This window comes from Arthrobacter sp. TmtSoilC51, from assembly GCF_055388015.1.
Map to the genome: position 1 here is coordinate 2,756,766 of NZ_AP035877.1, position 19,287 is coordinate 2,776,052.

A 19,287-nucleotide genomic window follows, 5' to 3' on the forward strand; every position below is an offset into this window, starting at 1 on the left:
GCCCGGCCGGGTCTGGCCCGTATCAGAAGGACGTGTGGGGTGGGGGTTCCGGCGGGCCAGGGCTATGGGTGTGGGGCTGGAACCTTCTCTTCAAAGCATCCCGTGGGTTGCCCCAGACTCGTTTTAGGGGGGTAGAGCCACATTTGAAGTTTGGAGGTTCCAGCTATGTTTGAGCGTACTCATGTGGGCTTGGATGTCCACGCTTTGACTGTCGTCGCGTGCGCGATTGATGGTCAGACCGGCGAGATTTCCCGGGCACGGCTGACGCCGGACCATCAGGAGATTCTGGGATGGATCAAGACACTGCCGGGCCCGTGCCAGGTGGTGTATGAGGCCGGTCCTACCGGTTTTCCGCTGGCAAGGGCTTTGCTGGCTGCTGGGATCGAGTGTCTGGTCGCGGCTCCCTCGAAACTCCAACGCCCGCCCGGGGACAGGGTCAAAACAGACCGCAACGATGCCTTGCATCTGGCCCGGTTGTTGAAACTGGACCAGATCACCGAGGTCACGGTCCCGAGCCCCTCTCAGGAAGCTGCCCGGGACTTGGTCCGTGCCCGCGAGGATATCCGTGGTGATCTGATGCGCGCCCGGCACCGGGTTTCCAAACTCCTGCTGCGCCAAGGCATCCACTACACCGGCGGCAGAACCTGGACCCATGAGCACTTGTCCTGGCTCTACTCCCAGAACTTTGACTCACCGGCACTGCAACTGGCCTACGACCTCGCCGTGGAGTCCGTCATTGAAACACTTGTCCGCCGTGACAGGGCCGATCAAGCCATCCGGACCATGGCCTATGACAGCGAATACACTCCCGTGGTGCGCTCTTTGGAGTGCTTGCGGGGTGTCTCCACGCTGACAGCGTTCGGTCTGGCCGTCGAAATCGGCGACTGGACCCGCTTTACCGGCTCGACGATAGGCGCGTATCTCGGACTCGTTCCCAGCGAGAGTTCATCTGGCGGGCACCGCTCCCAGGGATCCATCACGAAAACAGGCAACACCCACGCCCGCAGGCTCCTGGTCGAAGCGGCCTGGCACCACCGCCGCGCCTACACCCACCCCTCCAAAGAGCTGCTGTCCCGTTGGGAAGCGGCAACCCCCTGGGCAAGAGCCCGTGGCAAAGCCGGCAACAAACGCCTCCACGAACGCTGGCTCGTTTACCAGGAACACCGGAAACGTCCCGTGATCGCCGATGTCGCGATCGCCCGCGAACTTGCCGGGTGGTGCTGGTCACTGGCCAGTGAAGCCCAACGGACAACGCAACACCAAAACCTCTAAACGTCCGGGGGAGCACCCGCACAAAAGGAGGGGACCACCGGTTACACCGGCAGCGCTTGGAGCAACCCGCGACCCAACTATGGGCAACCATCAAGGCCACGCCCGATCCCTAGAGAAGCGATAATCTCCAGGCCGGACACCTCGTCCTGCGGTAATCAACCCGCGCATATTAGTCTGACCACGCCGTCGCCAACGACACGCTGGACCCCCCGAACACAAGCACACCCCCGGACCAAAAAGGAAGCGACCCCGGAACCAACCCGGGATCGCTTCCCCACGCCCATTGACAAACGAAACTACATATTAGTTGGGGGATTGCATAGTCATACAGTGACGCCTAGCTGTGCCGAACGCCAGAGCACGTCTGAAGCTATGGCGTCGACGGCGAGGTGAGCAGGAGAGGGACTGATTGATCCATCTGATGAGATACGAAAAACCACTACTTTACATAATGTAGATTATCGGCGTTCGAGTGGGACGAGTAGAAGTAGATGAGATAACTCGTCCAATCCTGTCATTTAGCGTTTTCCCACGTCAGGGATGGGTGCGTTCGCGATCGCCTTGAACGGCGGCGGGCGGCTCGGGCGCGTTATTGCGCGCAATAGCAGCGTAATCTCTCATTAAATGAGAGATTCTTGCGTAGAGTTTGGCATGTGAACATCGAACCTGGGCGGATTCCTGCCTTTCTGAACACTGAGAACATTAGGCTGCTGCGGGCTGAAGACCGGGTTTTCGAGGCGATGCTTGATGGTTGGCGGGCGCAGATGCTGGCACGCGGGCTCTCGACCGCGTATATCAAAAGCTCCTGCAGCGTCGTTGAGCGGTTCCAGGAGCACGCGAACGAGTATCCGTGGACATGGTCGGCACACCACGTGGACGAGTTCTTTGCGGACCGGCGCAGTTCAGAGAAGGGCCTGGCGTTGTCCACTCTCAGGTCCAACGCGGGAGCTATCAAGGCGTTCTGCGCGTACCTGACCGACGGGCGCTACGGGTGGGCAGCGTTTTGCGAACGGGTGTTCGCCGACATCCCGGTACAGGTCGTATTTGAGTGGAACTCACCGCGGCATACCACTGACGATGCCATGCCGCCCCGCCGCAGGGCCTTCACCCGGGCAGAGCTGCAAACGTTCTTCGACGTCGCTGACGATGTGGTCGATACGGAGTTCGCCAAACGTTCCAAGCGTTGGTTGCCGGCGTTGCGGGATTCGACGGCGTTCAAAGTTGCCTACGCTTACGGGCTGCGCCGTCGGGAACTGACTATGCTCGAGTACGTCGACTTCGGCCCTAACCCCCACGTTGAACAGTTCGGCCGGTTCGGTGCACTCCAGGTGCGGTGGGCCAAAGGAACAAAAGGCTCAGGGCCCCGGCGCCGGACCGTACTGACCGTCCCGGAGTTCGATTGGGTCGTCGGTCAGTTGGAGTACTGGCTCTCCCCGATGGCCGCAAACGCTTCGCTACCGCGGACCGTTCAGCCAGCATGTGGCCCTCGGAGCGCTCTGGTTCCACCGTTTATCGCAACTTCGACCGGGCTTTCCAACGCATCAGGAAAACCGCTGGATTGCCGGAGGAGCTGTCCCTTCACACTTTGCGGCATTCCTACGTCACCCACCTGATCGAGGCCGGCTACGATCCGTTGTTTATCCAGCAGCAAGTCGGTCACAGCTACTCATCGACCACGGCCCTCTATACTTCCGTGTCGGCGGACTTCAAACAGAAGACCATCCAAAAGATGATCGCTCAGCGGCTACGCGGCAGCGGTACTGACGAAGGGAACGGCCCATGGCTGAACAGCGACGGATCGGCTACCGATGGAACCTTCGGCAGATGATGGCCCAACGAAACCTCTGGAAAACCACCGAACTTCTCCCCCTCCTCAAAGCCCGCGGCATCAACCTCTCCAACGCCCAGGTCCACCGGCTCGTCACAGGAACCCCGGAACGCATCCCCGCCCAGACCTTTGCAGCGCTCTGCGACATCCTCGAATGCACACCCAACGACCTGTTCGAACCCTACGTCCAGATGCGCGCGGCCAAGACCGCCAACGCCCCCAAACGGCCAGAAGACCTCGGAATCCAGCCAGGCTCACCGGTCGCACGCCGGATCAGGGTCCTGCCACCGGACGAAGATGCCTAGACCCCGGAAACCCAGCGACCCCACGAAATGGCCCGAACCCTGCGGACGCTGCTCAGAACACCACCAAATCGTCGTTCGATGGCCCGACAGCGGAATCTGCGGTTACTGCTACCAACAAGCCAAACGAACCCGGGGCACCTGCGCCTGCGGCCACGAAGGTATCCTGCCCGGCCGGGTAGACATGCTCCCGGCCTGCCGCAAATGCTCCGACGTCAAACTCAATATCGACTGCATCGGCTGCGGCAACGAAGATGAGATCCACTCAGGAAACCGCTGCTGGGCATGCGTCCTCTCAGCAACAGTCGACCGGCTCCTCACACGGGAAGAGCATGGTCCTTCCCCTGAACTGCAAGCCATCGCGACAGCGCTGAAATCCATGAAACGAGCCAACAGCGGCCTCACCTGGATCCAGCAGCCCCACGTCACCGGCTTCCTCCGCGAACTGGCGGCGTCTCCCGACATCACCCACGCCGGCCTCGACCAGCTGCCCGCCTCGCCAACCCGCGAATACGTCCGCGGCCTCCTCGTTGAACACAACGTTCTGCCCCGCCGTGACGAGCTCAGCACACGATTCACCAGCTGGGCCGGCCAAGCGATCGGCAGAGTCACGACCCAGAATCATCGCGACGTGATCCGCCGCTACATCCGCTGGCACCACCAACGCCGCATGAACCAAATGGACGAAGTCACCCAAGGGACCTTCCTCAGAGCCAAACAATCAGTCACGGTCGCCATCGAACTGCTCAACTGGCTCACCGAACACAACACCGGCCTGCCAACCATGACGCAGGCACACCTGGACCGCTGGCAAGCAGAAGGCACCACCACCCGGGGAATCGCCTCACGCTTCCTCGACTGGGCAACCAAAACCAGCCTCATCGACCCGGCCCTGAAGCTGCAACCCCACCGCCGCGGCACCAGCCCCCGACTCGATGCAGCCACACAACAGGAAATCGTCCAGAGCCTCACCCACACAACCGAAATGAGCCCACGAGACCGCGCGGCCGCGATCCTCGTCCTGGTCTTCGGCCAGCAGATCTCGGACGTCGTCAAACTCACCTGGGACCACGTCACGGTCACCGACGAGGAAGTCACCATCACCCTCGGAAGCGTCGAGATTGCCCTCACACGGCCTCTCGATGAACCCTGGCGCGCGTTGGCTGCCGCCCCCACTCATGATCAGACCGCCGCGCACCCCAACAGCAACTGGGTCTTCCACGGCGGCTCACCCGGGAAACACCTCCGAGCCTCCAGCCTCACCGAACGACTCAGAACAGCCTTCAGCAGCCGAGCTGCCAGGCTCGGAACCCTCCACGAACTCACCAACGTCGCCCCCGTTGCCATCATCGCCGAAGCCCTCGGATACTCCCCCATCACCATAGAACGGCACGCCATCGACTCATCAGCGAACTACGCCCAATACATCGAATCAGTAGCCAGGGCCCAGAGCCAGAAAGGTCCTTAAGCAGAACAATGAACACCGAAGATAGCGCTCAACGAGGAAGCGCCCCCATCGCAGCAATTAATAATTTGTGGGGTGGCATCCTTACCCACTTCGCACTGGACCCCATCACTCAACGCAGCGAGTTCCGGATCCGCGTCCTAGACACGGGCGTGACCGAAGACTACCTAGTGATCTGCAGTGATGTTGTTGAATGCCGTTTCACCAGCAACATCCCAGGGCCTTGGTCGTATGCCGAGGTCACCCAGGTCGAAGCTGACTACGATCACGCTGCGGCCCTTTGGCTGATTGATTTCATGCTGTGGTCCGAAGAAGCAGGAATCTCCATCCGATGCTCGGATGTCCGTATTAAGGATCAGCCCCTAGAGGTTCCACGCTGGTAGTCGCTTTCGACGTGCTCGGACCTACCGTGGGCCACTAGATATCGAGCAGCGAAGGGTCCTCCCATATGTCTTCATAGCCAGGCGCGACCAAGAAGCGAGTCCCGGGCGGCAGATCCAGCAGATGCCCGAGTTCAGGGCAGCGCTCCACCAGATGAGACGCATGCCAAGGCCGAAAGAAGTCATCTTCCTTTGAAAGTTCGCCCGTCCAGACGTACCAACCACTTGTGCCACCAGAGGGCGGGTGGCGAAGTCCGTGCACCGGCCAATCCCATTCGTTCACGATCAGGGACCGTGACGCACCGAGCACGTCCATTTGTTCATTAGTCGGCATAATGCCATTCTGCCCGGAAGACGTCACCGAGACGGCATGAACTCGTCCCACATCAACACGTCCCGCTGCCAGTCCAAGCACGGGAGTAGAAGTGGATGCGAGAACTCCCGTTCCTTGACGAATTTGGCGTTATGGCTGGCGGGCACAGATGCTGGCCCGTGGGCTCACGACGCAGACCATCAAGCAGCGCTGCCAGTTGCTGGAACGGTTCCAGGAGTTCACGGGTGAATTTCCGTGGCAATGGCGTCCAATGGACATTGAGGAATTTCTGGCCGGGCTGCGTTCCGGTGAGAAGCCGATCAGCTTGACGACGCTGCGCTCGTACAACAATGCCGTGGCGATGTTCTGCGCCTACCTGACGCACCCTGGCTACGGATGGAACTTGCGCGCCCTCATGGCGAAGCGCAACCTCTGGAAGACCACCGAGTTGATGCCCCTTCTGAGATCCCGCGGCATCAACCTCTCTGAGAGCCAGGTCTACCGGCTGGTCACCGCCACCCCCGAACGCATCCCGGCCGACATATCCACCCCGGGCACCTCACAACACGCATCAGCAAGCTGTTCAGCACGCGGGCCGCACGACTTGGAACTCGCCACGAACTCACCAAACTCGCACCCGTGGCCATCATCGCCGAAACCCTCGGCTACTCCCCCAAAACCATCGAACGCCACGCCACAGACTCGGCCGCCGCTTATGCTCAATACATTGCCGCACGCAAATAACGACCTTGAAGGTTTACCCACGCTCCTCGTGAGCGGATCGCCAGACGGCTTCGAAAGTCGATGCTGCGATCGGCTCTGCTTTGAACTCAGACTGCTCGTTGATCTCCTCCAAGGAAGGAAGGGCAACTTCCGAGAGCCAACTGCTCCCAGTGGCCGTTAATTCGTCCGCGAAGGTGGTGGAGCCGTCCCGGAACTGTTCGACTTTGCGCGTCTCGAACCCTTTGGCATCTATCTCGCTATAGATCACGATCGGCTCTTCGTCGAAGCCGTGGTGCCATTCCACTCGTTGGTACCATTCCATAGCAACACCATAGGGCCCTGACCCCAAATGACTTAGTTGAACGTCACGTGCGACAAAACGGTCTACTCCCGCCTCATGAATAACCGTGCATGCCAGTTGAACGAGAGCGGAAGCAGCTCCCAGAGCCCACCGGCCGGGGACTCTCCATGAGACTCAAATTGGCGCCGCTTAAAGGGCGTATTGTGCGCGACTTTGCGCACGACCACACAATGGAGCCTAAGCTGGTCCGGTCTGATTGCGCCCAGTCGCGGGTAGGTCATAGAGGGGGTGGTACGCCGGCAGTGTCCCGAGGGATGGCTGCTGTAGCATCCGCCAGGTGGTCGGTTCGCTTTTTGCTGGAGGCATCAAGGTGCCCTCGCTCAGAAACATCGTGCGCTGGCCTTCTGCGTTGGGGCTCCACCACCCTGTCATAGGGCAATGTTCACCGGTCCGGGCCCAATGATTACTGCGCTTCTTCATTTCAAGGCTCCTTTCTCGTCCGGGACTTGAGGCTGGGCGGCGTTCACGCAAACCCAAACTTCGTAGTCCTCGGCCTTCTCAAACATCTGTCGAGTGCAAGTGCCGTCTGCGGTCAGCCACATAACTTCCGAATCTGAAGTGGCCTCTTCGATGAAACCTCTCCGCACAACGTTGTCCCGACGTCTTACCGCCACGAAGTGACCTCGTAGGAGGGACCAGCCGTCATATCTGTACATCTCGATCATGAGTACTACCTGCTGTCAAAGGGCTGAAAATCACGTGGCTTGTGGCGGCGCGCTCTCCGGGTGGGCACAGCGCACGACTCGAGGGCCTATGGCGTGGTGGGCGCAGCCTCTACATGAGTCCTACGCCCACCACCTGCATTCACTGGTTAGCGCTCTAGTCGTGCACCGAACCGGAGACGGTACCCGTTCACGATGCGGTCAGCATTGTTTCGTCAGGTAGGGACTCCCCCGCGTGGGCGGCGAACTGCGCGGAGATCTGCTGGACGCTCTGGCGCTGCATTTCGTCCTTGTTCAGATCCATGACTATGGTTCCCGCGTGAAGCATGAGCAGCCGGTCGGCGTGTTTGAGCGCATGCGCCATGTCGTGAGTAACCATGAGAGCTGTTGTTCCAGACTCTTTCACGATGCGCTCAGTGACTTCCTTGATTCGTTGGGCACTGTTTGGGTCGAGAGCCGCCGTATGTTCATCGAGGAGCATGACAGCCGGTGAGCCGAGAGCGGCGATGGCAAGGGCGATCGCTTGCCTTTGGCCTCCGGAGAGGCTCTCTGAGGTCGCATGAAGCCGGTTTTCAAGGCCCATTCCCAGCATCTCGATCTGCCTCACGGCCAGCTCTCGAACTGCCTTGTTTCTGGCAGGAGTCAGCCTGTATCTCTGACGGGTACCAGAGAGGGCCATGGCGAAGTTTTCCTCAACTGTTAGCGATGAAATCATGTTGTCTTGCGGATTCTGACGCACACGGCGAACCAGGGGAACCCGCTTCCAGGAAGGGAGGAAAGTTATGTCTTTTCCCCGGACTGAGATCCGTCCTGAGTCTGGCAGAACTGTTCCCGAGACCATGTTCAGAAGCGTGGATTTACCTGCGCCGTTGGATCCTACGACGGCGACGGTGGTTCCCTTCTCGATGGTCAGAGAGAAATTTGTGATGACCTTGTTGACTTCTTTGCCAAGCCCTTTGAATTGCTTGGCAAGATGGACGATCTCCAGGTCGGGGGCTGAGTTAGAAGAAACTAGCAACACGGTCCTCCTCGTAGAATTTGACGCGTGACATTTGGAGATTGTTTCGTCCGCGTTTGGATGTAAGTCCGGTGAGCATGTTGCCGTTATTACGCAACCACACGACGAGCACAACAAGTGCTGCTGTGATCAGCTGAACAAGGTTAGGATTGATGCCCAGTTGGATCGCGTAGACCACAACGAGCCGGTAGATGAAGACCCCCAGGATGAGTCCGATGAGGACAAGGGTCGTCTTGTTGGTGCGAACAAGGCTGAGCCCAACCATCATTCCTGCGAGTCCGATGACGATGATTCCGTTTTGTATGGTGACGTCCATGAAGCCTTGATTTTGGACGATCAAGGCACCCGAGACGCCGGCGAGCCCGTTGCCGATCGCCAAACCGACGACCTGCCTGGATTCAGTTCGGATACCCAGACCTCGGGCCGTCTGAATACTCTGGCCGGAGGCGATCAAGGAGACACCATACTGTGTGCGGAGGAAGACCAGAATTGCGGCGCTCAGAAGGATTGTGATGGCAGAGCCGGCGAGTATCGTCGACATCTGGGGGGTCAGCCCCAGACTCTGGAACCAGGAGAAGACGCTCTTTTTGCCCATCAGAGAGAGATTTCCGCTGCCCATGATGACGAGCGCCACCGAATATGCGGCCGCCGAGACCAGGATGCTTGCCAGCAGGACGTTGAGTCGAAGCCACAAGTGCATCGCTGCGGTCACGAGGCCGGTGAGAGCCCCGGCAATCATTGCGACCAGGATTGCGACGAGTGGGTTCGCTCCATTAATCGCCAGGACGGCTCCCGTCGCTCCGCCGATGCCAAACGATCCTTGCATCGTGAAGTCGGGCAGGCTTAGGACGCCCATGGTGATGTAGATACCTAGGACGAGCGGGATGTACAACAGCCCCACCTGGACTGCGATAGTGATTGATTCAAGCACAGAATTTCCGTTCTACTTCTTCTTCAAGAGCTGGTCTTTAAGCGAGTCAGGCAGCGTAAGACCGAAGGTCGAGAGTTTGTCGTTGGCAATGTCGAAGCCTCCGACGTGGGGGATGACAACCGGGGTGGTTGCCGGGTCCTTCCCATCCAAGATGCCCAGCATCAGCTTGGCGCCCTCGGTGCCTACGTCGACGTAGTTGTAACCGGAGGCCAGCACTGCACCCGCGTCGACGGCCGACGTTGTCCCGCCGAAGACCGGGATCTTGGCAGCGTCTGTAACTGCAGTGATTCCCGCGGCGGCACTGATGGTGGTTGTATCGCCCGGGATCATGACTGCATCAACACGGCCTACGAGACTTTGAGCCGCCTGGGTAACGTCGGCTCCGGTCGTAATGGTGGATGTGATGTTCTTGAGACCCAATGAATCCATGTGTTTCTGCGCGGCTTTCGCAAGTGTGTCTCCCGCAGGGTCACCCGTCTTCCAGATAAGACCGATGGTCTTTATGGACGGATCCAGTTTGATCATTGCGTCGATATCGGGAGCTGGGTCAAGGACGTCGGCCACGCCCGTGACGTGCCTTCCCGGCGCATCCATTGATGCTACGAGGCCGGCTTCTACCGGGGTGGACGAAGCAAGGAACACGACCGGGATTCCGTTGGAAGCGTTCGCCTGTAGCTGCGCTGCTGCAGTTCCTACTCCCCCGATGACATCGCAACCGCTGCTGATGAACTTCTGAGCAATGCTCTGCTCGGTGGCCGGGTCAGCGTTGGGGTTCTCGATGACGACTTTGAGTCCATTAGCCTTGGCGTCAGCCAAGCCGGTCTCCAGCCCGGCCATGATGTCCGTGATCGCTGTGGCCGTCGCGTACTGGTCGATGCAGACGGTTTTGCCCGAATACGGATTTGAGCTCTCTGCCGGTGACGGACTTGAGCAGCCAGAGAGTGCTAAAACGGACACGCCGAAAAGGCCGGCGAGAGCCGAAGGCTTGATAATGCGCATAGTGAGTCCTTACTGGGGTGTTGGGGAAAAGGAAGGCAGGGAACTAAGCGAGACCTTCTTCTTGGGCGATCTGCATGATTGCAGCGGAGAGGGCGGCTACGGCTTCGTCGACGTGTTCCCTGGTGAAAATAAATGACGGGCAGACGCCAATCCGTTCGGGGTCCGTGGGAAGACTGGGTGCCCCGAAACCCGGGTTGATGAGCACACCCCGGTCACGGGTTGCTTTGCCGATCCTTGCTCCGATTCGCTTCGCTGCGGCAAAAGGAGTGCGTGTTGATTTGTCTGAAACCAGCTCAATACCTGTGAGCATCCCCAGTCCGGAGATTTCTCCGACCATCGGGCTCTCTGCCAAGGCCCGCCGAAGCGAATTCAGGAGGTATTGACCTGTCTCTGCGGAACGTTCGACCAGCTGGTGCTCGTTGAGGTAATTCAGCACAGCTAGGCCAACCGCGCACGAAAGGGGGTTGCCGCTGTATGTGTAGCCATGGTCGAAAAGTCCCGATCCTTCTGAGACTGCATCGTAGATACCGTCAGTTGTGATGACCCCGCCCAAGGGGGTGTAACCGCTGGAGACGCCCTTGCCGAAGATGATCATGTCCGGTGTCACATTCCAGTGATCAATCGCGAAGTTCTTGCCGGTGCGGCCAATGCCGCACAAAACCTCGTCGGCTATGAAGAGAACGTCGTACTTATCGCAGATCTCCCTGACACGCTTGAAGTAGCCCTCGGGAGGTATCCGGGCAAGGTCGGCTGAGCCCACCACAGGCTCGGCTATGAAAGCTGCTATCTCATCGGGTCCTTCGTTGAGAATCGCAGCCTCGAGTTCCTCGGCTGCTGCCAGGTCATAAGCTGGCGAAATGTGCGGGAAGTTACTGAGATACGGGGTGTACTCCAGCCGTCGCGCCGTGTAACCGGAGGCAGCAAGGGCCCCCAAAGTGTTGCCGTGAAAGCTCTTCCATCGGCTGATGATTTTCCACTTGGAGGGCTGGCCGATTTCGACAAAGTAATGACGGGCCAGCTTGATGGCTGTCTCTGTCGCCTCAGCTCCCCCCGATGTGAAGCGAACGTGGTTGAGGTCCCCGGGGGCCATGTTGGCAAGAACTCTGGCCAACTCCTCCTGTGGTGCGCTGGTAAATCCGCCGCAGAAGGTTACCAGGGCGGCCTGCTTCTGCATGGCGTCAAGGACCTCCTGTACGCCGTAGCCAATGTTGACAACGACGTTGAGGCCCGAAGATGCGTCTAGGAGGCGATTTCCAGCCTCGTCCCAGATATGCACGCCTTCAGCGCGCTCTACCCGGACGGGTACGTTGGTGACATCACGGTGGAAGACTCTGGTGTCCTCGTGAGTCATCGTTGCGGGGTCCACTCGAAAACCTCCTGATTGTGTCCTAGCCCACTAGGGCCGATGAAACCCAGTCTAACCCTGGTGTTACCAATTTGTGGTCGGTATCACCAATTTTTTAATTTGGTAGACCGTGGTTGCTATGATTGGGGTAGATTCGACCGATCATCCAACAACTGGAGCTGCCCGCGGAGTGCGGGCCGACTGGAGAGCTGAAGGGTTCATGTCACAACTGGTAGAACCGGCCTTGGAGCCGGCGAAAGATCCTTTTGACGCACTTGCTCAGGAAGACCCGCTCGTTGCTGCGCTCTCGGACATTGTTAAGAGCCTCAAGCCTGGCGATAAATTGCCGACGGAACGAGAACTCACCAAGCAGCTTGCCGTCGGTAGAACCGCGTTGCGTGACCGGTTGGGTGTCCTTGAAGGCTTGGGCATACTGGAACGTCGGCCCGGCTCGGGCACTTATGTGCAGGAGTTCAATCCGGCCTCCGTATCGATGGCCCTGAATTTGGGCATCAGTTCCGCCCAACTCCCGCTCAAGGCGCTGGAGTCGGTACGCATTGCGCTGGAGCGACAGGCGGCGATGGAGGCTGCGACGAGTGCTGACCCGGTGCTTGTCGCCTATATGCATCGCGCTTTGGACCTTATGGCGTCAGCGCAAGATCAGGCAACGAGGGATGAGGCTGATAGGCAATTCCACCAGGCGCTGCTCCGGTCCGCCTCCAATCCCGCCTTGACCTTCTTCGCGGACGCCATAGCTGGCGTTCTTACTCAAGATGTCAAGACGCGCTCCAGCCAGGCGCTTGCCGGAGAAGGTTCCCAGAGCTCCACTGAGTTTTTTTTGGATGCACATCGTGAAATCCACGAAGCTATTCTCGCCCGGGACCCAGAGCGAGCGATGGCAGCGGTAAACCATCATTTCATTCGCTTGGAGCCGGCCCACTAGCATCGCGACAGCCGTGACCGGAAAGCTGGCCGGTGCATCCAGATTTGTTGTCCATCCGGCAGACTTCGAGAGGTGAAGCCTGCCGGATGGCGTTGTCTTTTCAGCGGCGGGAATTGATGGTCTCGATCAGCTTCGGAACCAAGGAAAAGACATCTCCAACAACACCGAAATCAGCAATATCGAAGATGGGCGCATCCGGATCCGAGTTGATGGCTACGATCGTCTTCGCGGTTTGCATACCGGCCCGATGTTGGATCGCTCCGGAAATTCCCAGCGCCACGTACAGGTCCGGGGTCACGCTGACTCCGGTTTGGCCAACTTGCGAGTCACGGCCGACAAAACCAGCGTCAACAGCTGCCCGGGAAGCGCCAACGGCTGCTCCGAGTGCATCGGCAAGCTGCTCGACGAGCAAGAAATTCTCTTTGGAGGCCAGGCCTCGGCCACCTGAGACGACTTTAGTCGCAGCACGCAGTTCTGGGCGACTGGAAACTGTCATTGCAGAGGAGCCATCGATGACCACTGATTTGCTCTTTTCGCAAAGTACCGTTGCCGTGGTCATGGCAGGCGTAGCCGGCCTTGCCTGTGTTTCGATCGCTCCTTCTCGGAGCGTTATTACCGGTAGGCCGTCGGCAACCGTGGACTCAACCGCGTAGGATCCTCCGAAAACAGCGTGCGTGGCAATTATTGTTCCGTCAGTGAGCTGCAGGTCGACCGCATCGGCGATCAGTCCGCCCTTCGTGCGGACTGTGAGACGGCCAGCGAGTTCCCGCCCTCCTGGAGTAGCGGCCAAAAGAACTGCTAAAGGCTTAAAGTGTTCCACTGCCAGGTGCAGCGCCTCCAACTGAGGTGCCAACAGGAGAGATTCGGCGTCCTCGCAGTAAGCCGCGAATACGTGTTCGGCTCCGAGGTTGCCCAGCTCCGCGACGACACTGTCCTCTATGGGTCTTGAAGCGACCAGAACGGCCACCGGCGAGCCTAGCTGCGAAGCCGCAGCGAGGACCTCCCGGGTGCTCCGGCTGAGTTTTCCTTCGGGAGAAGTGTCAACTGACACTAGTACGTTGGGCATCGTCGCTTCCTCTTTCAAATGAGTTTGCTGGAGATAAGAAATTCGGCCAGATCGTTGGCGGCCGCGCCATCATCGACGATCTTTTTACCGGCAGTCCTTCCCGGCTTGGCGTTGGTGGACACGACGACCGATTGGCCGCTCCCGTTACGGTCCGATGCCACCAGGCCCAAGTCAGCGAGGGAAAGGTTCGTGATGGATTTCCGCTTGCCCGACAGAATGCCCTTAAAGTTTGGAAAGCGTACTTCAGGCGAGCGTTCTGTGACTGTCACGAGGGCCGGCAGCGTCGTATGCAGTTTCATGACTGTTCCATCTCCGTGGCGTTGACCGCTGACAAGATGTGCCGAGACTTCCACATCGTCGACGAAGCCGAGCAAAGGCAGGCCCAGGTACTCGGCAATCATGGCCGGCACCGCTCCGGTCCAGCCGTCTGTGGACTGGCTTCCGGCGATTACGAGGTCAAATGTGGAGTCGCGCAGAGCAGTTGAGATGACCTGGGAAGTCCAGACTGAGTCAGCTCCGATAAGTCCGTCGTCGCAGACATGAATGGCCGAATCCGCTCCTGTTGACAGGCACTTGCGCAGTGCCGCGTTAGCCTGCCGCGGCCCGACCGACATCGCTACAACTTCAGTTTTTTTGTCAGCGTCCTTGAATCGCAGAGCCATTTCGAGCGCCCGCTCGCTTATCTCGTCGACGACGCAACTGTCCGGACTTCGTTCAATGCGGCCGGTGGCCATATCGAGCGATCGTTCGTCGGAGGTATCCGGAACTTGCTTGATGAGCACGATGATCTTCAATGAACACTCCTTCGTGTATGGCCCGCGATGGCGTCGAGACGAGGCCCTTGACAGAAAGCTCACGTCTCGTAGAGTGGTGATACCAATTCGTCAGGCGGTGGTACCACTCTACACGCGGCGACTTCGAACGGAAAGGACGTGTCACATGAGTGCTCAGGTGTCTATTAATGACCTAGGCGACGGAGTTGAAGAGGCTGTATTCGCTGCTTGGCTGAAGGAGGTCGGAGACTCCGTCGCTGTCGGTGAAGCAATCGCCGAGGTCATGACCGACAAGGTCAACCTCGAAATCGAGTCAACCGTGGCCGGCGTGCTTGCGAGCCAGGATTGTGAGCCCGAGGACATTGTCCGCCTTGGCCAGGTCATCGGTTTGATTGATGTGCAGGCATCATGAGCTTTGACCACGGAACACCAGAGGGCCGAATGAACCTGTGGCGGGCGATGGTCCGGGGTCGTGCTTTCGATCAAGCCATGTGCCGGCACAACAACCATTGGCATGAGGCCCGCGGCGAAGAAGCGGTCTTCATCGGAGGTTTCGCCCAACTTGAAGCAGACGATATCGTCGCACCTCACTTCCGCGGTGCTTGCGCCGTTAGCCTCATGCGTGGCAGTGATCCGGCCGAGCTGGCTGCCGGGGTCTTCGGCACGGATGGTAGCAATTCGGGGGGAAACTGGCGCGGGGACATCTGTCCCACTCCCAGTGAGCGCTTTATCGGGATGTTCTCTGGTTCGCTCGGAACCACCGTCGCGTACGCAACCGGAGCCGCGCTCCATCTGCAGCAGCGACACCTGAAAAACGTCGCCGTCTGTGCATTCGGCGACGGCACCGCGAACGCGGGCATTGTGGCTGAGTCAATGAATCTTGCATCCATGCTGCAGCTGCCGCTGGTTTTCATTTGCCAAAACAACCAGTACGCCACCTCTCTTCCGGCGACCACTGCCATTGCCGGGGGGACAGTATCTGACCGGGCAAAGGCTTTGGGACTTGAGGTCGTTGACGTTGACGGCAACGATCTCGAGGCAGTGATCAGTGCCCGCGCCACAGCGGTCGCGCGGGCACGCGAGGGCGGAGGTCCTACTTTGATCCACGCGCTCACCTACCGGATGGGAGGGCACTACATGAATGATCCGGAGACATATCGAACAAGAGACGAAGTGGCCGCTTGGGAGAAGCTGGATCCCATCACACGCTTCGAGCAGAAGCTGATTGTTGCTGGCGAATTAGGGGCCGACGAAGCTGCCTCGGAGACGCTGTCCCTGATGGCGGAAATGAATGACATTGTTGCGGCGGCCAAAGATGCTCCGCCGACAGAGAACTTGGTACTGAACCCGTCGGCCTTTGCCGAGGACTGGAGAATCGCATCGTGACCAGGATGACCATCAGTGAAGCCATCGTTGCGGCGATCGGCGATGCAATGGACACAGACGATTCTGTGTACCTTCTGGGGCAAGACATTGGGATCTTCGAGGGTCCAATGCAGTCAACAAAGGGGTTGTGGGAACGGTTCGGTCCCGCCGGCCGACTCATTGATGCGCCCATCTCTGAGGCGTCCATGGTTGGCAGTGCTGTGGGGGCAGCAATGGCCGGCAGCCGCCCCATTATCGACCTCATGTTTGCTGAATTCCTCGCCCTCACCATGACGCCGCTGGCTCTTGAAGGCGCATCGGTGGCTTATCGCACCCGGTCCGGGGTTACCGTTCCCCTTGTCGTGAGGGCGAAATTTGGGATTGGGCCGCACCGCGGCCATGCCGAGTCGTGCATTGGCATGCTGATGGGCTTTCCCGGCTTGAAGATCGTCATCCCGACCAGTCCACAGGATGCCTACTCTCTGATGCGCGCAGCTATTCAAGATGACAATCCGGTCGTCTTCCTCGAACACATGAGTCTGCTCCACGGTGCACGGGCAGAGGTGGACACACAGCTGAGCATCGAAATAGGAACAGCAAGCATACGGCGGCCCGGGAATGACGTCACTGTCGTAGCCTCAGGCTTGATGGTCTCCCGCGCACTTCGAGCTGCCAAGGCTTTAGCGGCCGAAGGCATCGACGTTGAGCTTATTGATACCCGGTCGATGGCCCCTTTGGATATTTCCACCATTCTGAAGTCGGTGCAACGAACAGGCCGCCTGGTCATAGCCGAAGAGTCCTGGCCTGTCGCGGGTCCGGCGTCCGAAATTTGCGCACAACTGATCCGTGCGGTGGACGGTCTCCCAAGTTTCACTGTCGACTTCGTGGAGCCACCCCACACCCCCGTTCCCTTCGCGGCACAGTTGGAAGCGGCTTTCGTTCCTAGCATCGAAAACATCGCAGCCGCGGTCAGTAAGGCACACGGAAGGAACGCGATCGCCAGGTCCACTGCCGTTCCCGCAGAGGGAGGCGCAGCGTGACCGATATGAGTACGACGACGGCTCCCGGGGAACGTCGCATTAAAATTTCGGGGATCCGCAAAATCATTTCAGACCGCATGGTCCTGTCACACACACAAATCCCGGGTGTCCACGTTGTCGAGGAATGTGACGTCACTGAGGTTGATCTCAGCAGGATCGTGGCCATCACCTGCTCGTCAATCGGACAACTTTCTGCCACGTACCCCTACTTCAACGCCCATGTCGTGGACTCGGAAATTGTCTGCTTCGACGAGTGCAACGTGGCCATAGCCGTAGATACCCCACGCGGCCTCATGGTCCCGGTGATTCGCAACGTAGGAAACCGAAAAGTCGACGATATCCAGGAAGAGATTCGACGGCTGGCTGCACTCGCACGCGACGGCAAGCTCACTCCAGCTGACATGACCGGGGCAACAGTCACGCTCACCAGCCCCGGGAAACGAGGCGGGGTCTTGGCGACTCCGCTCATCAGCCATCCTCAGACTGCAATTATTGGGGTCCACCGGGCTGTCCAACGCCCTGTGGTCCGTGACGGTGCAGTGGTTGTTCGGACACTCTCGAACGTCACCGTAACGTTCGACCATCGTGTAATTGATGGAGCCACCGCAGGAGACTACACCTTGGAACTCTGTCGACTCATTGAATCCTCGGGAATCCGCTAACTGCCGCGGTTCACGGAAGCACGGAGAATCTGTCATGTCTACTAAGTCCAAAGCCCCACCCACAGCCAGGCGACGCTGGGTTCACATAACAGGCAGGGTTGCGCTGGCTCTCGGCATCCTGCTTGTATTCGTCCTGTTGGGACTGTGGCTCCGCGAGATGAGCCCGATACAAGATTTCATCGCGGCGTATCCCGGTGAGTCGCACCAGCCCGAAGGAGCGCAACCAGGTATTCCGGCGTGGGTGGGATGGCAGCACTTCCTCAACTCTTTGCTGATCGTACTGATCATCCGATCAGGGTGGCTTGTTCGAACTCGAAGCAAACCGCCTGCGTACTGGACACCCAAGAGACTGATTTGGTCGAAGAAGTCCCAGAAGGGGCTCACAAAGATCAGCCTGGACCTTTGGTTTCATCTCTCCCTTGATGCGCTCTGGGTACTCAACGGTGCCGTGTTTTTCGTTCTCATCTTCGCGACGGGGCACTGGATGCGGCTTGTACCCACGGGGTGGGACGTCGTGCCCAACGCGGCGTCAGCTGCCCTGCAGTACATTTCTCTAAATTGGCCTGTGGAGAACGGCTGGAACAACTACAACTCGCTGCAACTGTTGGCGTACTTCACAACAGTTTTCGTTGCTTCACCTCTATCCATAGTGACAGGCCTACGAATGTCCCCGGCCTGGACAAAGGCCCCCGCCATATTGAGTCGCATTCTCCCCATGGAGATCTGCCGCAAGGTGCATCTTTGGGTGATGTTCTATCTGGTTTCGTTCATTGCTGTTCACGTGACTCTGGTTTTGGCCACGGGTACGCTGCGAAACCTAAACCATATGTACGCCGCACAGGACGGTGAAAGCTGGGTTGGTTTCTGGATTTTCTCCGCTTCCCTGGCCGCTATGGTCGCCGCGTGGGGATTGGCGCGACCTCTGTTCCTGCGCCCGGTGGCCGCTATGACAGGGTCGGTCACCCGTTAGAAGCTGGCCAGGAATGCTTCAACTGATGCGAAGGGCGTCGAAATGGTCATCGATTGCCTGCATCGCAGCAGAAGGATCACCGGCAACGATTGCGTCATGGATCCTCTGATGGTGCTCGACCAACAAGGTTTGGACGGAGTCAGTGAGTCTCGTGCTGTTTAGACGCGCGCTGCGGTATGCGAGGTCTTGGGCGAAGACATCAGAGAGTGCTTCAGCAAAGAAGGACAGTGCGGGATTCCCTGCCGCCCTAAGAAGGGACTGGTGGAATGCGAGATCGGCATCCATGACGTCTGCTCGGACATCTGTGGATGCCATCGTGTTAATGGCGCGCTGCATATAAGCAACAAGGACGGGATCCGATGATGTAGCCGCTTCACGGCCCGCTTGCCGCTCTAGCGCGATCCGGACAGATTCAAGAGCAGATACCGGAAGGTGCGACGAAGCAATGGCCAAGTTCAGAGCCAGTGCCAGAGCATCTGGGTTTAGAGTCTCAACAAATGTTCCCGACCCGGTACGGCGCCGCAGGATTCCCAAACCCTCGAGCACCCCCAAACGGTCGCGTAACGCCGTCCTACTCACTCCCAGTTCAAGGGCAAGGTCGCGTTCACTAGGAAGTCGATCGCCAGGACGCAGTTCCCTAATGAGCCGCGCGAGAGCTGCAGAGACTGGGTCGTTCGCGAAGACGCTGGCGAGGGAGTGGACTTCCCCATCATGTATTGTCATCGGCCCTTACCTCATTCACCTCTTGGCGGACCCTCCGATTCTATAGGTAGCCACTTCAGAGCTCTTGACACCGGGTCCACAACTCGTAGAGTGGTAGTACCAATTTGTAAAGCGGTGATACCGAAGTAGTTGAGTATCAGTCGCCC

At 58.8% G+C, this 19,287-nt stretch carries 21 protein-coding genes; 11 read left to right on the forward strand and 10 right to left on the reverse strand.

The annotated features are described in order from the left end of the window. Positions 1–165 precede the first annotated feature (165 nt). The 3 genes from ACZ5G6_RS12550 (at position 166) to ACZ5G6_RS12560 (ending at position 3,405) form a co-directional block, all read left to right on the forward strand. Positions 166–1,272 (forward strand): IS110 family RNA-guided transposase, encoded by a 1,107-nt coding sequence (locus ACZ5G6_RS12550; protein WP_498685838.1) that lies wholly within the window; start codon positions 166–168, stop codon positions 1,270–1,272. Between the two features lie 1,477 nt (positions 1,273–2,749). Next, positions 2,750–3,100: a tyrosine-type recombinase/integrase gene (locus tag ACZ5G6_RS12555; RefSeq protein ID WP_498691848.1), complete on the forward strand. Its 351-nt coding sequence runs from the start codon at positions 2,750–2,752 to the stop codon at positions 3,098–3,100. After that, entirely contained in the window at positions 3,052–3,405 is a 354-nt protein-coding gene (locus ACZ5G6_RS12560; protein ID WP_498685839.1) for a helix-turn-helix domain-containing protein, read from the forward strand. The genes ACZ5G6_RS12555 and ACZ5G6_RS12560 overlap by 49 nt, the downstream gene beginning before the upstream one ends. A 52-nt stretch (positions 3,406–3,457) precedes the next feature. Here ACZ5G6_RS12560 and ACZ5G6_RS12565 read toward each other — a convergent pair whose 3' ends face one another. Next, positions 3,458–3,667: a hypothetical protein gene (locus ACZ5G6_RS12565; RefSeq protein ID WP_498685840.1), complete on the reverse strand. Its 210-nt coding sequence runs from the start codon at positions 3,665–3,667 to the stop codon at positions 3,458–3,460. 114 nt (positions 3,668–3,781) lie between these two features. On the opposite strand from ACZ5G6_RS12565, the gene ACZ5G6_RS12570 reads away from it, so the two are divergent. Next, a complete protein-coding gene (locus ACZ5G6_RS12570; RefSeq protein ID WP_498685841.1) occupies positions 3,782–4,870 on the forward strand; it encodes a Fis family transcriptional regulator in 1,089 nt (362 codons plus the stop codon). An 8-nt stretch (positions 4,871–4,878) separates the two neighbouring features. Next, positions 4,879–5,250 (forward strand): hypothetical protein, encoded by a 372-nt coding sequence (locus tag ACZ5G6_RS12575; RefSeq protein ID WP_498685842.1) that lies wholly within the window; start codon positions 4,879–4,881, stop codon positions 5,248–5,250. 34 nt (positions 5,251–5,284) lie between these two features. Here the strand turns inward: ACZ5G6_RS12575 and ACZ5G6_RS12580 are convergent, their stop codons facing one another. From ACZ5G6_RS12580 to ACZ5G6_RS12605, 6 genes are all read right to left on the reverse strand, one after another. Then, complete coding sequence (locus ACZ5G6_RS12580) at positions 5,285–5,581, reverse strand: immunity protein Imm33 domain-containing protein (protein WP_498685843.1); 297 nt, start codon at positions 5,579–5,581, stop codon at positions 5,285–5,287. Between the two features lie 736 nt (positions 5,582–6,317). Continuing rightward, positions 6,318–6,605 carry a DUF6881 domain-containing protein gene (locus ACZ5G6_RS12585; RefSeq protein ID WP_498685844.1) on the reverse strand — a complete coding sequence of 96 codons (288 nt, stop codon included), beginning with the start codon at positions 6,603–6,605 and terminating at the stop codon, positions 6,318–6,320. An 891-nt stretch (positions 6,606–7,496) separates the two neighbouring features. Next, positions 7,497–8,324, reverse strand: coding sequence for an ABC transporter ATP-binding protein (locus tag ACZ5G6_RS12590; protein WP_223932763.1), 828 nt, complete (start codon positions 8,322–8,324; stop codon positions 7,497–7,499). Then, positions 8,308–9,255 carry an ABC transporter permease gene (locus ACZ5G6_RS12595; RefSeq protein WP_179018264.1) on the reverse strand — a complete coding sequence of 316 codons (948 nt, stop codon included), beginning with the start codon at positions 9,253–9,255 and terminating at the stop codon, positions 8,308–8,310. Before ACZ5G6_RS12595 ends, ACZ5G6_RS12590 begins: the two co-directional genes overlap by 17 nt. Positions 9,256–9,267: 12 nt before the next feature. Beyond that, a complete protein-coding gene (locus ACZ5G6_RS12600; RefSeq protein ID WP_498685845.1) occupies positions 9,268–10,254 on the reverse strand; it encodes an ABC transporter substrate-binding protein in 987 nt (328 codons plus the stop codon). 43 nt (positions 10,255–10,297) lie between these two features. Next, positions 10,298–11,620: an aminotransferase family protein gene (locus tag ACZ5G6_RS12605; protein ID WP_498685846.1), complete on the reverse strand. Its 1,323-nt coding sequence runs from the start codon at positions 11,618–11,620 to the stop codon at positions 10,298–10,300. 223 nt (positions 11,621–11,843) lie between these two features. On the opposite strand from ACZ5G6_RS12605, the gene ACZ5G6_RS12610 reads away from it, so the two are divergent. After that, on the forward strand, positions 11,844–12,542 hold the full coding sequence (locus ACZ5G6_RS12610; protein WP_498685847.1) for a FadR/GntR family transcriptional regulator: 699 nt from the start codon (positions 11,844–11,846) through the stop codon (positions 12,540–12,542). 100 nt (positions 12,543–12,642) lie between these two features. Here the strand turns inward: ACZ5G6_RS12610 and ACZ5G6_RS12615 are convergent, their stop codons facing one another. Further along, the gene (locus tag ACZ5G6_RS12615) at positions 12,643–13,608 is read right to left on the reverse strand and encodes an electron transfer flavoprotein subunit alpha/FixB family protein (RefSeq protein ID WP_498685848.1); all 966 of its coding nucleotides are present in this window, start codon (positions 13,606–13,608) and stop codon (positions 12,643–12,645) included. A gap of 14 nt (positions 13,609–13,622) precedes the next feature. After that, a complete protein-coding gene (locus ACZ5G6_RS12620) occupies positions 13,623–14,402 on the reverse strand; it encodes an electron transfer flavoprotein subunit beta/FixA family protein (protein ID WP_498685849.1) in 780 nt (259 codons plus the stop codon). A 145-nt stretch (positions 14,403–14,547) separates the two neighbouring features. Between ACZ5G6_RS12620 and ACZ5G6_RS12625 the strand changes: the two genes are divergently transcribed. Genes ACZ5G6_RS12625 through ACZ5G6_RS12645 form a run of 5 tightly spaced genes read left to right on the forward strand, consistent with a single transcriptional unit; the run spans position 14,548 to position 18,418 of the window. Next, complete coding sequence (locus ACZ5G6_RS12625) at positions 14,548–14,793, forward strand: lipoyl domain-containing protein (RefSeq protein ID WP_498685850.1); 246 nt, start codon at positions 14,548–14,550, stop codon at positions 14,791–14,793. Beyond that, on the forward strand, positions 14,790–15,767 hold the full coding sequence (locus ACZ5G6_RS12630; RefSeq protein ID WP_498685851.1) for a thiamine pyrophosphate-dependent dehydrogenase E1 component subunit alpha: 978 nt from the start codon (positions 14,790–14,792) through the stop codon (positions 15,765–15,767). The genes ACZ5G6_RS12625 and ACZ5G6_RS12630 overlap by 4 nt, the downstream gene beginning before the upstream one ends. 5 nt (positions 15,768–15,772) lie before the next feature. After that, entirely contained in the window at positions 15,773–16,786 is a 1,014-nt protein-coding gene (locus ACZ5G6_RS12635) for an alpha-ketoacid dehydrogenase subunit beta (RefSeq protein WP_223937577.1), read from the forward strand. A 5-nt stretch (positions 16,787–16,791) separates the two neighbouring features. Next, complete coding sequence (locus ACZ5G6_RS12640; RefSeq protein WP_223937578.1) at positions 16,792–17,448, forward strand: 2-oxo acid dehydrogenase subunit E2; 657 nt, start codon at positions 16,792–16,794, stop codon at positions 17,446–17,448. Positions 17,449–17,482: 34 nt separating this feature from the next. Next, a complete protein-coding gene (locus ACZ5G6_RS12645) occupies positions 17,483–18,418 on the forward strand; it encodes a cytochrome b/b6 domain-containing protein (RefSeq protein ID WP_223932770.1) in 936 nt (311 codons plus the stop codon). Positions 18,419–18,436: 18 nt separating this feature from the next. Here the strand turns inward: ACZ5G6_RS12645 and ACZ5G6_RS12650 are convergent, their stop codons facing one another. Continuing rightward, the gene (locus ACZ5G6_RS12650) at positions 18,437–19,141 is read right to left on the reverse strand and encodes a FadR/GntR family transcriptional regulator (RefSeq protein ID WP_223932771.1); all 705 of its coding nucleotides are present in this window, start codon (positions 19,139–19,141) and stop codon (positions 18,437–18,439) included. Positions 19,142–19,287 lie beyond the last annotated feature (146 nt).

What these genes read in the sequence shown, in the direction of transcription:
- ACZ5G6_RS12550 (WP_498685838.1), top strand. Translation starts at nt 166, where the DNA reads ATGTTTGAGCGTACTCATGTGGGCTTGGATGTCCACGCTTTGACTGTC.
- ACZ5G6_RS12555 (WP_498691848.1), top strand. Translation starts at nt 2,750, where the DNA reads ATGTGGCCCTCGGAGCGCTCTGGTTCCACCGTTTATCGCAACTTCGAC.
- ACZ5G6_RS12560 (WP_498685839.1), top strand. Translation starts at nt 3,052, where the DNA reads ATGGCTGAACAGCGACGGATCGGCTACCGATGGAACCTTCGGCAGATG.
- ACZ5G6_RS12570 (WP_498685841.1), top strand. Translation starts at nt 3,782, where the DNA reads ATGAAACGAGCCAACAGCGGCCTCACCTGGATCCAGCAGCCCCACGTC.
- ACZ5G6_RS12575 (WP_498685842.1), top strand. Translation starts at nt 4,879, where the DNA reads ATGAACACCGAAGATAGCGCTCAACGAGGAAGCGCCCCCATCGCAGCA.
- ACZ5G6_RS12580 (WP_498685843.1), bottom strand. Translation starts at nt 5,581, where the DNA reads ATGCCGACTAATGAACAAATGGACGTGCTCGGTGCGTCACGGTCCCTG.
- ACZ5G6_RS12585 (WP_498685844.1), bottom strand. Translation starts at nt 6,605, where the DNA reads ATGGAATGGTACCAACGAGTGGAATGGCACCACGGCTTCGACGAAGAG.
- ACZ5G6_RS12600 (WP_498685845.1), bottom strand. Translation starts at nt 10,254, where the DNA reads ATGCGCATTATCAAGCCTTCGGCTCTCGCCGGCCTTTTCGGCGTGTCC.
- ACZ5G6_RS12615 (WP_498685848.1), bottom strand. Translation starts at nt 13,608, where the DNA reads ATGCCCAACGTACTAGTGTCAGTTGACACTTCTCCCGAAGGAAAACTC.
- ACZ5G6_RS12625 (WP_498685850.1), top strand. Translation starts at nt 14,548, where the DNA reads ATGAGTGCTCAGGTGTCTATTAATGACCTAGGCGACGGAGTTGAAGAG.
- ACZ5G6_RS12630 (WP_498685851.1), top strand. Translation starts at nt 14,790, where the DNA reads ATGAGCTTTGACCACGGAACACCAGAGGGCCGAATGAACCTGTGGCGG.
- ACZ5G6_RS12635 (WP_223937577.1), top strand. Translation starts at nt 15,773, where the DNA reads ATGACCATCAGTGAAGCCATCGTTGCGGCGATCGGCGATGCAATGGAC.
- ACZ5G6_RS12640 (WP_223937578.1), top strand. Translation starts at nt 16,792, where the DNA reads ATGAGTACGACGACGGCTCCCGGGGAACGTCGCATTAAAATTTCGGGG.
- ACZ5G6_RS12645 (WP_223932770.1), top strand. Translation starts at nt 17,483, where the DNA reads ATGTCTACTAAGTCCAAAGCCCCACCCACAGCCAGGCGACGCTGGGTT.
- ACZ5G6_RS12650 (WP_223932771.1), bottom strand. Translation starts at nt 19,141, where the DNA reads ATGACAATACATGATGGGGAAGTCCACTCCCTCGCCAGCGTCTTCGCG.